The sequence below is a fragment of the Sphingomonas sp. genome (genome assembly GCF_025353885.1).
Classification (GTDB): domain Bacteria; phylum Pseudomonadota; class Alphaproteobacteria; order Sphingomonadales; family Sphingomonadaceae; genus Sphingomonas_O.
In genome coordinates, this window is sequence record NZ_JANXNX010000100.1 from 1 (window position 1) to 10,022 (window position 10,022).

Consider the following 10,022-nt stretch of genomic DNA (forward strand, 5'->3'; position numbering starts at 1 on the left):
CTTCAACCAACCGCTTCTCGCAGCGGCATAATCAACCGGCAGCCATTCCACTTATAAATCGCGCGGCGCTGTTCAAACAAACCGAGCCACCTCTTACGGCGTCCGCAAGGTCTGGCGACAAATGATGCGCGAAGGGTTCGACATTGCCCGCTGCATCGTCGAGCGGCTGATGCGTGATATGGGTTTGCAGGGGGTCATCCGGGGCAAGCCGGTGCGCACCACGTTTGGGGATAAAGCTGCACCTTGTCCGCTGGATCACGTCAACCGTCAGTTCCACGCGCCGGCGCCCAACAGGCTGTGGGTCTCGGATTTCACCTACGTCTCGACCTGGGGTCGCTTCGTTTATGTCGCGGTCGTAATCGACGTTTACGCCCGCTACATCGTTGGCTGGCGGGTCAGCCGGACGGCGCATACCAGCTTTGTCCTCGATGCCCTGGAACAGGCGCTGCACGATCGCCGACCGACGCAAGGCGGCGGTCTTATCCATCACCGTGACCGCGGCTCGCAATACGTCTCCATAAGGTATAGCGAACGCCTTGCCGAAGCCGGGATCGAGCCGTTGGTCGGAGTGTTGGCGACAGTTATGACAATGCTTTGGCCGAGACGATCAATGGCCTTTACAATGCCGAGGTCGTCCATAGACGAGGACCATGGCGGTCGTTTGAAGCTGTCGAGTTTGCCACGCTGGAGTGGGTCGACTGGTTCAACCACCGCCGACTGCTTGAACCCATCGGCGACATTCCACCTGCCGAAGCCGAACAACGATACTACGCCATGCTGGGCGATATCCCCATGGCTGCGTAACTTAAACCAAACGGCCTCCGGCGATCCTGGGGCGGTTCAAGAGGCGGTTCGACGTCTACATCGCATAAATAGGGCCGAAATAAGCCGACGCTCAGCCTCCGATTATTTACATTTGAGCCATGAAGGAAGACTCACCACAGTATGAGCTTGCCCTGAATCCCCGCAAAGCCCACCTTGTCTCGGTCTCGCAGCCATCACCACAACGGCCGCATCAAATAGCTCGTTTTGCGGATGTCCAGCTGAGCGATAAGAGTTTTGAGAAGTGTAGTTAAATCCTCTGAACTTTCAAACGTGCCGTAGACGTAGGCATCGGGACGAAGCACCACCCCCGCGCACGTGTGATAATCAAACCACTGAGATAATTCCCCCGTGACATCAATCAAATCAGGAATCATCTGGGCCTGGGACAGGGCGTTGCGACTGGCAACAAAGAAGATCTTAAGCCCTGCCGCTGAGAGTTGGTCATGAACCTCGCCGACAGCCCGAAGTACAGTCGCGTCGCGGCCCAAAATAACAAAGCCGCCGCCGGTTAGATCGTCGAGCAAGCCTTTAACACCCTTCGCGCTAACCATAGGAGGCTGGATGAAGCGTGCGCCGGCCGCAGAACCAGTCCCTAAAACTCCCGATGTAATCGGGGGAATTAGGTCGACGTAGCCCGGGGGCGTACGCGCGGCGATGGCCCCCATCTCTTCATCGCGTTTGGCAGCACGCGCGGGATCGAGTGTGCACAAGTTCTGTCCTGCACGCATTGAGGCTTCCACGACGCTTCGAACCTGTGGCAGCCGCTCTGGCTGATATGTGTCAAGTAGTAACGGACTAGCGACCCCTTCCAGAACCAGCTTCAACTTCCAAGCAAGATTGGCAACATCGCGAATGCCATGACACATGCCTTGTCCGTAGAACGGAGGAGTCTGATGTGCAGCGTCCCCAGCGAGAAAAACTCGGCCCACCTGCCATCGCTCGGCCAGCAGGGCGTGGAAGCGGTAGACGGCGCACCGGATGATCTCGTGCGGGCGGCCCTTGACAAAAGGTTCGATTAGGGATGCCACCCGTGCTGGGTCGTTGTAGTCAGCGGGGTCCTCGTCCGGCAACAGCATGAATTCGAAACGGCGATGTTTGCCTACACCGGGGATCACTGAAGTCGGTCGCGCTGGATCACCCATGATAAACAGCGCGTCCCGCATATCGATGCCTTCCGGTGTGCCGTGCAATTGTGGGAGGTCGATCGGGTCTTCGATGAACGTGTCGACTACGATCCACGGCTCATCGAAGCCGAGATCGGTTAACTCACCCCCGATCTGTTTGCGAACCGTGCTCCGTCCGCCGTCGCAGGCGATTAAGTAGCGTGCCTCAACCACCATCGGGCCGTTCTCACTGCTGGTCGAAACGCGGACTCCGTCGGCATCCTGAGTTACCTGTTGTACTGATTGCCCAATGACTAAACGGACCGTTGATCGATCCGAGAACTGATCGCGCAGCGCCCTTTCGAGATCAGGTTGATAGAAGTTGTACGATGTAGCCCAACCGAAGCGGTCGGTCGTCACGTTAGCACGAAACTGGCTTATGGCTTTGCCATTTGCTCCAAAATACATCGCTCCCGCAGGTATCGACAAGTGCGGAAGTAACGCCTCAGCCATGCCGGCGGATTGAAAAATTCGCATAATTTCTTGGTCGAAATGAATCGCTCTCGGCAGCGTATACGGTTCATGGGTCTTTTCGATAACAAGGGTGGCCAAACCAAGATGCCCGAAGAGATTGGCGGCCACCGCCCCCACTGGGCCGCATCCGGCAATAACAACGTCATACCTGTCCATTGGAACTTCCTGCGTTACGGTTTGTGATCAACGATAAGCGAACTTTGGCCATCGCCTCATGCAATGCCAAATAATGGCCGGTGAGGCGAAGCAAGTCGTCTAGGCAATTTTCAAAGAAGCATAGTTTTGCAGCTTAGTTAAATTTATATAAACCTTTCTGAAAACTAAAGCACAACTACTTTTTGGTTGAATAACAATATAGGACACTTTGATAACAAAATCTCATGGTCTTAACATGTGCGCACACAGTCCCGTTGAGCCAGAACGAGTTAATTACAATGCTGGCGCTCGAAGCGTGGCAAAGCGTTATGCGGCCGAAACCCCAGCCCAAAGCGTTTTTTAGCATACCGTTAGCCATAGCCGTACTCCGGCGTGGCTATCCCACCTGCCGCTGCAATCGTAGCTTTTACGGCGGCCCTCCCAAGGGGTATCTGGTCTATCAAGATTTTGGTTATAATATCTCGATCCAGCGCATCCTTGCAAAGTAAGAAAGATTGACGGCTGATGATCTTTTATATCATGGTGTAAGTTCGTTATTGAAAATCCAGCGGCTCCACAGGCACTCGAATACCGGGGGATGGAAGTGTCACGACCAATGCGCAAGCTGCAATCGAACTCGCCGCAACGATCATCAGCGCAACATTGACGTTGGCTAGGTGGTTAAAGGCCCAACCCAGTCCGAGCGGACCTGCAACTGCACCAAGGTAATAAGCGACCAAAACGCGGTTGTAGATCGCAGCATGATCTCGCAGGCCGTAGAAACGACGTACCAAATAAGCGACAATATCGCTTTCGGCGCCCAGCGCGGAGCCGATCAGTAGCGGAGGAATGCATAGAGCCGCGATAGAATGAGCATGGTCAAAGATTGACAGCCATATCACGCCGACGGCTGCAAGTGCGAAGGTGCCGAAAGCAACGAAACGCGCATCAACATAGTCAAGCAGAACGCCTGAGCATAATCGTCCCAATAATGTCCCGATACCAAGAGCTATGGCCACGATTGGCAAGAGCGAGGGCGCAACGCCTCGATCAGAATAGAGCGGGAAAAGCTGGAACGAAGGTCCAAAAACGCCCAATGTAGCAAGCAGCACAATCGCAGACAGCCGCCAAAAGCTCCGAGTCTGAAGTGCCTGCGAAAGCGGTATTCCAGTCTGATCCTCGTTGCTTTTCGCGCCTGCCACAACGCTGTTGCGGCGTGACAGCCAGAATAGCACTAATGAGGCACAAAGGGTGAGTCCGAGTTGTACCGCGGCAAGGGTGTAATAGGCAGTGCGCCATCCTGAAGTGTTGGACACCAAGGCTGCAAGAGCTGGCATGAGCGTGACACCGACGCTCATCCCCACGATGGAAATTCCAAGCGCGCGCCCCAAGTCGCGATCGAACCACCGTGGCAAGGCTGACAGATAAAGACCGACACTTGTTCCTGCTCCAAGTGCGCCTGCCAGAAAGCTGGTAACCAGTGCGAGCGCAATTGACCCAGTCTGGGAGCCTAGCGCGACCAAGACCATCGCGAGGCAAAGCCCAGATGAGGCCGCTACGGCTGCGGAACCAAAGCGCTCGATTACGCGCCCGAGCCAGATAGACGACAGCGCGATCCCGCTCATCGAGCAGAAGTACATCAGCGCGGGCACGAACCGCGTCCAGCCAAACTCTTGGGTAAGTGGCAGAATGAAAGTTGTTGCCGTCGCTCCGTATGAGCTTGGATAGCCGGCGGCCAATCCAATAAAAGCAGCGAGAATTGCCGCTACTTTTTCTTCCCTGCCGCCTGAGCTCGTCCCGGCCGTCACAAGGCAGCCGCGATACAGTGTACGCGTTGTCTGCCGAGACCATCGATTTCGGCCTCCATTAAGTCACCGTCTTTGAGAAATTGCCCAGTAACAATACCATTGCCGGCCGGACTTCCCGTGCACAAAATGTCACCTGGAAGCATTCGCGCGTAGGTGCTGATGTGTTCGATCTGCCGGGGAATGTCGAATGTCATGTCGCTCGTACGGTCGTCCTGCCGTACCTCGCCATTGACGAACAGACGCATCGCCAGGTTATGGGGATCAACAACAAATTCGGCAGGAACAAAAAACGGTCCCATCGGCAAAAATCCTGGGGCACCCTTGGCGGCAATCCAGTCGGGTCCGATCGCTCCGGGATCGGTACGACGCACCTTGTCCCGCGCCGTCAAATCGTTGACAATCATATATCCAGCGATGAATTTTGCAGCATCTGCTTGCGCGACGCGATAGGCAGGAAGACCGATTACGGCCGCGAGCTCGATTTCCCAGTCAACTTTTTCTGAAAACCGCGGAAGAATTAAATCGTCGTTCGGTCCAGCGATCGACGTAACCGTTTTCATGAATACGTAAGGATCGGACTCTGCGGCTTGCCTGTCGACATAGGCTTCACCGAACACTTTCCGTTGATCGGCGTCCATGCCCTCGGTTTCCGCTCCGGCGCCGACAGCCACGACCATTTCGATTACGTGTTTGCGAAAATTGGCACCGGTGCAGAAAATCTGCCGCGCCTCTGGCAGCGGAGCGTGAATGCTCAACTCGCCGAGACGGATCGGCAAGCTGCTGACGGTCTGATTTGCTAAACTTGACTTGAGCCTTTGGAAATTAAGCGGCCAGTTTTCGAGCAGCTGGAAAAGCGTTGTCTCCCTCGACCAAGCAGCATCGACCTCTGCCACAGGGGTGACGACATCAGCTCTAACAACGCCCAGGAAAACCGGCCCGTTGCCTTGGGAGAAAGAGCCAAGGGCGAAATTTCTCGGTGCATTGTACAAAATCGATAGCCTTAAAAGTTTCAGGAAAATGATTTCCTTAGGGGGACGGACTCTTAACCGAACCTTCTATATCTTAATTCCGAACGACAGGCCGTAGGTGCGCGGCGGCTCGAGAAAAGCGGCTCCAGCAAATGGGGCGGCGTAGCCCGAACTTGTGATGCTGCTTGCTACCGCCTTGTTCTCGATGTTTTTGATCCAGGCGCCAAGCGACCAGCGGTCGTCGGGTGAGTGATAGGTGATTGAGGCGTCGGACTTTATATATGAACCTTGCTGGGTACTGGCGGTGTGCGCGAATGTTCCCCAAAAGCTCGAAGTGACATATGTGGAGGCACGCAGATCAAGATTCGCGCCACCGGCAAGATCGAACCGGTGATCATAAGAGGCGGTTCCGGTATAATCAGGCGTAAAAACCATCTGCAGCCCGCCAATATCAGGCGCACCCGGTGTCGCGACAAAGGTTCCATAGCGTCCGTGGCTATAAGCCACGTTGACCGAAAGCGTATCATTGCGCGTCGGGTGAAGTGCACTCGTCAGTTGTATTCCGTATACTGTTGCACGCGGCGCGTTAAACAACGTCTGCTGGTTTAAGCTGGCGACGAACGACTGGATAATCAGCTTGCGATAGCTGTAGTGATAACCTTCGACGTTCAGCGTAAGGAGACCGTCACCGAGAGTCGATTTCAGGCCAGCGGTATAGGCTAACAAAGTCTGGGGCGAGATTTGCCGACCGACGCCGGCGGGTGGCGTGACGTTGTCGGCCACGACGACGTTTAGCGTCCCTGGGGCGTAACCGGTTTGCACGTTGACGTACGCAAGCAGATGCGGGGCAAGATCGGCTTCGATTCCCCCCTTAAGATCAAGATGTTTCCAGGATTGGTCGAAGTTGACCGGCGGAAACACGCAAGGGCCGAAACAACGAATGCTTGTCCCATGAAGCGAGAGACTATCCCGCGTATACCGGGCACCCGCCACCAAACGGACACTATCGCCAAGGTGTAATGTCCCTTGCCCGAACCCAGACACACTGCGCTGCCTGATATCTGGGAAGATCGATCCAAGACGGTTGGGTCCAAGTTGCGAATTGAAACGCGATTTGGCATACAACCAGTCAACGCCGCCAATCCAGTCGAGACTGCCGCTGCTTCCGGAAAGATGAAAGTTCTGGACAAACTGCGTTTGCGCATTGTTCTGAATCTGGTCGTTGCCGATAAGCTTGCGCAAAGAAACTTCGGTCTGATGCAGAATAGAGCCGGTATAGTCGATCGCTGCTACGCCTAAGTCAAGGTGAACGGTGTACCCAGCGATCGAGTATTTGTAATCGTTCCGCGAACCTCGGGTGTTATCACGACCAGTGACCGGGTCGACGGGAGGAATGAACCAAGGACTGACCCCCTTTTGCAGTGGAACATATTGGGCTGCGGTTGGCAAACCGGTCTGCTCAAAATGATTGCCCCAAATTAGGATTGATGCATTACCTGCAGGCTTATAAAGCAGTGAAGCTTTTACGCCGAAAGAATTGTCGCTTTGCAGGCCATAGGGTTCATATCCATCATGGCTGTTGTATACACCCCCAATGCGAAGCGCGATTTGGTCAGTCAGCGGAGTATTCCCCACAACTTCTCCGTGAACCGTGTTGTAATTGCCGTATTGCAGCGCGGCCGACATTTCGCTCAGGCCAAGTACTGGCTTGCGCGTCGTGATGACGACGGCGCCTCCGCCAGCGCTGCGACCATAAAGCACGCCCTGCGGGCCAGGCAACACTTGCACGCTATCGATGTCGAAAAACGCTCCGGCAGTGGCAAAGCGCGGTACATAGCTACCATCGATGTTTACAGCCGTCGTCTCTGGGATCCAGTAAAAGTCGAGCGCGGAGCCCACGCCCCTTATAAATATGCGGGTTGAGGTATTCGCCGCACTAAACCGAGCAGATGGCACGAGGCCCTGTATGCCACGAACATCTATAATCTGCTGTCGTGCTATCACGTCGCCGCTCACGATTGTTACGGCGGCGGGCGTCCTCTGTATCGACGTATTAGATCGGAGCGCAGTTACCGTGATCTCGCTTTCGTCGGGTAACGATGGGTTGACTGCTGTTGGTACCGCGGCGGTCTTCTGTGCCGCGGGCGCCGCAGCGGTAACCGCCATGGCAGGAAACGTGACGCATGACAGACCGACCAAGCTCACCGAGCCAATGAGATTACCGCGCATAAATCCTCCCCGTTATGATTTGTCATTACAGTGGTGGATCGCCGAGCCAAGGAAAAATCATAATTGCCGATCCAAGCTATTCATTTCAGCTATGACGCGGGCAATGCGGTTATCCCGCGGTTCAATAGTGGGTATCGGAACTTTCAATTTGCCGCTTTGCAGTCTGCGTCAGTAGGTAATGCCAACCTGGTCTGCCATTATCGAAATCAGCGCGACGGCGGCCAGCAACTCGCCGAGGAGTAGGATGACATGCCAGCAATAAAGGTTTCGGAGTTGGCGTATTGCCGCTTCCAGGTTCCTGATCTGGACATCGCAGAGCAGTTTCTCACTGACTTTGGACTAATCCCGTTAGGCAGGGAGGGGGATTGCCGCTATTTCCGGGGAACCGATGCGGCGCCTTATTGCTACGTTATCCAACAGGGACCGACTCAATTCCTCGGCTTTGCCTTCCACGCAAAAAGTCGCGAAGACCTTGATTTGCTGGCAGAAGACCAGCGCCTGCCCGTTGAGACAATCGATGCTCCGGGCGGAGGCTTTCGAGTCCGGCTGAAGGAACCCGGCGGATATGACGTCGATGTAGTTTACGGCATTCAGCCCGAACCTCCGATCAAGGTCACTCGTCAGCTTAGCAACACGGGCGCGCAGCCCTTGCTTCGAAAGGGCGAGCTTTTCCGGCAAAAACGGGGCGACGCGACGCCTCTAAAGCGACTGGCCCATGTGGTGCTAGGATCGCCCGACGTACACGGCAGCGTCACCTGGTTTCACACAACGCTTGGCATGATTTCTTCGGACGAAGTATTCGCAGGGCCGGAAAAGAAGTTTCTTGGAGCCTTCATTCGAGTGGATGACGGCGACGCGTTCGTTGATCATCATGCGCTCTTCGTGATCGCAAGCCCCGTCGCCGGACTCCATCATGTTTCGTTTGAATCGCAAGACATTGACGCCGTGCTGGCGGATCACCACTACCTTAAATCGCTCAATAGATACGAGCATATGTGGGGAATTGGCCGTCACCTCCTGGGTAGTCAGGTGTTCGACTATTGGTCGGACCCGCACGGCTATTCGCATGAGCATTGGGCCGACTCCGATCGGCTCAATTCGGGAGCTGCGACTAATCAGTGGGACGCGAGTGAGGGCATGGTAACTCAATGGGGGGAAGAACCGCCAGAGTCGGTTCGAAATTGCGTCCGTCTGTGACTATGCGCTACTATTTCTCGCCTCCCACGTGTTCGCTCGCGGGAATGCTTGCTCTCGAGGCGACCGGCGCCGAATATGAGCCAATTGCGGTGGATTTGCGTGGCGAACGGTCGGAGTTGCGCGCCGTCAGTCCGGTCGGAAAAGTACCGGCTCTTGCGACCGGAGGCTCGGTTTTGACAGAGACTGTAGCTATCATCACGTGGCTAGCTCGCCGCTTTCCCGAAGCTCGTTTGCTGCCAGAAGAGGTTGACGCAAGTGCGCAAGCGGTTTCGGTGATGACATGGCTGACGTCCACGGTGCACATCCTCCGTCGCCAGTTCATGGTTCCCATGGCTTTTGGGGTCGGCGCCGAAGCGCAGGCCGAGCTCTCGCGTGTCGCCGAGCCTCGTTACTGGGCAGAGCTTAAACGAATTGATCATCTGATCGACGACGGACACATGACGCCGGCGGGCGTCCAGCGTTACGCGCTACTGTTCTATCATTGGGGAATGATCGACAGCTTTCCAGTCGGCAACTTAAAGCATTTCACCTCGCTGGCGAGGAGATTGGTAGAATTACCCGACGTTAGACTGGCCCTTGAGCGGCATTATAGTCCGCTGCTCCATGCTTGGGCCTAGATTTGCAATTTGTGGTACTGTAAGCCCCGCCGCGTTGGATGCATTTTTTGTGGTGATGATAGATATCTGTAGTCAATATTTGTGATGCCGGCAGGTCCCGCAACGCGTTCGCTCATCGAACTGACGCCTGCGTTACGGCAGAGAACATTGTGGCGAAACTACCACCAGATAGGGGACCGGTGAGAGGATGTTCAAAAACTTACGCAGTGCTTGTTCACGAGAGACAGTTATCTGGGATGGATTACGATCCCACCTAACTTTGATCGTCTGATCTGCTGTCCCTGAGCACCACATAGAAGGTTCTAGATTTGCAAAGATGGCGGGGTCCATCCAGTTGGTTGGTCGCGTTCAAACTGGGCGAAGGCGTTACGGCGAGGCATAGTCATGTCACCTGCGGAACTGGTGAAATCAACCCGGGCCAGAGCCAGACAATGAATAGACCGCAGGAAACGCTGACGCGCATATAGAGGTGGCTCGGCAAAACTGAATAGAGCGATGAGTGGAGTTTCTGCCTGATGGCGACCAGGATGGTCGCGGACAGGAGACACGATGAGCAAGAGACCACGCCGGAATCACAGCCCGGCATTCAAGGCAAAGGTCGCATTG

General features: G+C 55.2%; 7 protein-coding genes and 1 pseudogene. 4 read left to right on the top strand and 4 right to left on the bottom strand.

Annotation, left to right across the window (positions count from 1 at the left end; translation table 11 throughout):
* A pseudogene (locus Q0R02_RS10645) lies at positions 1–804 on the top strand (IS3 family transposase); the annotation flags it as partial.
* Positions 805–998: 194 nt separating this feature from the next.
* On the opposite strand, the gene Q0R02_RS10650 reads toward Q0R02_RS10645, so the two are convergent.
* From Q0R02_RS10650 to Q0R02_RS10665, 4 genes are all read right to left on the bottom strand, one after another.
* Positions 999–2,618: a bifunctional 3-(3-hydroxy-phenyl)propionate/3-hydroxycinnamic acid hydroxylase gene (locus Q0R02_RS10650; protein ID WP_293883332.1), complete on the bottom strand. Its 1,620-nt coding sequence runs from the start codon at positions 2,616–2,618 to the stop codon at positions 999–1,001.
* Between the two features lie 533 nt (positions 2,619–3,151).
* Positions 3,152–4,405, bottom strand: a complete 1,254-nt coding sequence (locus Q0R02_RS10655) for an MFS transporter (RefSeq protein ID WP_293883334.1) — start codon at positions 4,403–4,405, stop codon at positions 3,152–3,154.
* Positions 4,402–5,394, bottom strand: coding sequence for a fumarylacetoacetate hydrolase family protein (locus tag Q0R02_RS10660; protein ID WP_293883335.1), 993 nt, complete (start codon positions 5,392–5,394; stop codon positions 4,402–4,404). Before Q0R02_RS10660 ends, Q0R02_RS10655 begins: the two co-directional genes overlap by 4 nt.
* A gap of 66 nt (positions 5,395–5,460) precedes the next feature.
* Positions 5,461–7,602, bottom strand: coding sequence for a TonB-dependent receptor (locus Q0R02_RS10665; protein WP_293883337.1), 2,142 nt, complete (start codon positions 7,600–7,602; stop codon positions 5,461–5,463).
* A 63-nt stretch (positions 7,603–7,665) separates the two neighbouring features.
* Between Q0R02_RS10665 and Q0R02_RS10670 the strand changes: the two genes are divergently transcribed.
* From Q0R02_RS10670 to Q0R02_RS10680, 3 genes are read left to right on the top strand one after another with little or no spacing between them, the layout of a single operon-like run.
* Positions 7,666–7,845: a hypothetical protein gene (locus Q0R02_RS10670; RefSeq protein WP_293883340.1), complete on the top strand. Its 180-nt coding sequence runs from the start codon at positions 7,666–7,668 to the stop codon at positions 7,843–7,845.
* Between the two features lie 6 nt (positions 7,846–7,851).
* On the top strand, positions 7,852–8,799 hold the full coding sequence (locus Q0R02_RS10675) for a hypothetical protein (protein ID WP_293883342.1): 948 nt from the start codon (positions 7,852–7,854) through the stop codon (positions 8,797–8,799).
* A gap of 2 nt (positions 8,800–8,801) precedes the next feature.
* The gene (locus Q0R02_RS10680; RefSeq protein WP_293883343.1) at positions 8,802–9,416 is read left to right on the top strand and encodes a glutathione S-transferase; all 615 of its coding nucleotides are present in this window, start codon (positions 8,802–8,804) and stop codon (positions 9,414–9,416) included.
* Positions 9,417–10,022: the final 606 nt, after the last annotated feature.

Bases quoted from the DNA above. Each gene is read 5' to 3' on its own strand.
- Q0R02_RS10665 (WP_293883337.1), bottom strand. From the start codon at position 7,602: ATGCGCGGTAATCTCATTGGCTCGGTGAGCTTGGTCGGTCTGTCATGC.
- Q0R02_RS10680 (WP_293883343.1), top strand. From the start codon at position 8,802: ATGCGCTACTATTTCTCGCCTCCCACGTGTTCGCTCGCGGGAATGCTT.
- Q0R02_RS10650 (WP_293883332.1), bottom strand. From the start codon at position 2,618: ATGGACAGGTATGACGTTGTTATTGCCGGATGCGGCCCAGTGGGGGCG.
- Q0R02_RS10675 (WP_293883342.1), top strand. From the start codon at position 7,852: ATGCCAGCAATAAAGGTTTCGGAGTTGGCGTATTGCCGCTTCCAGGTT.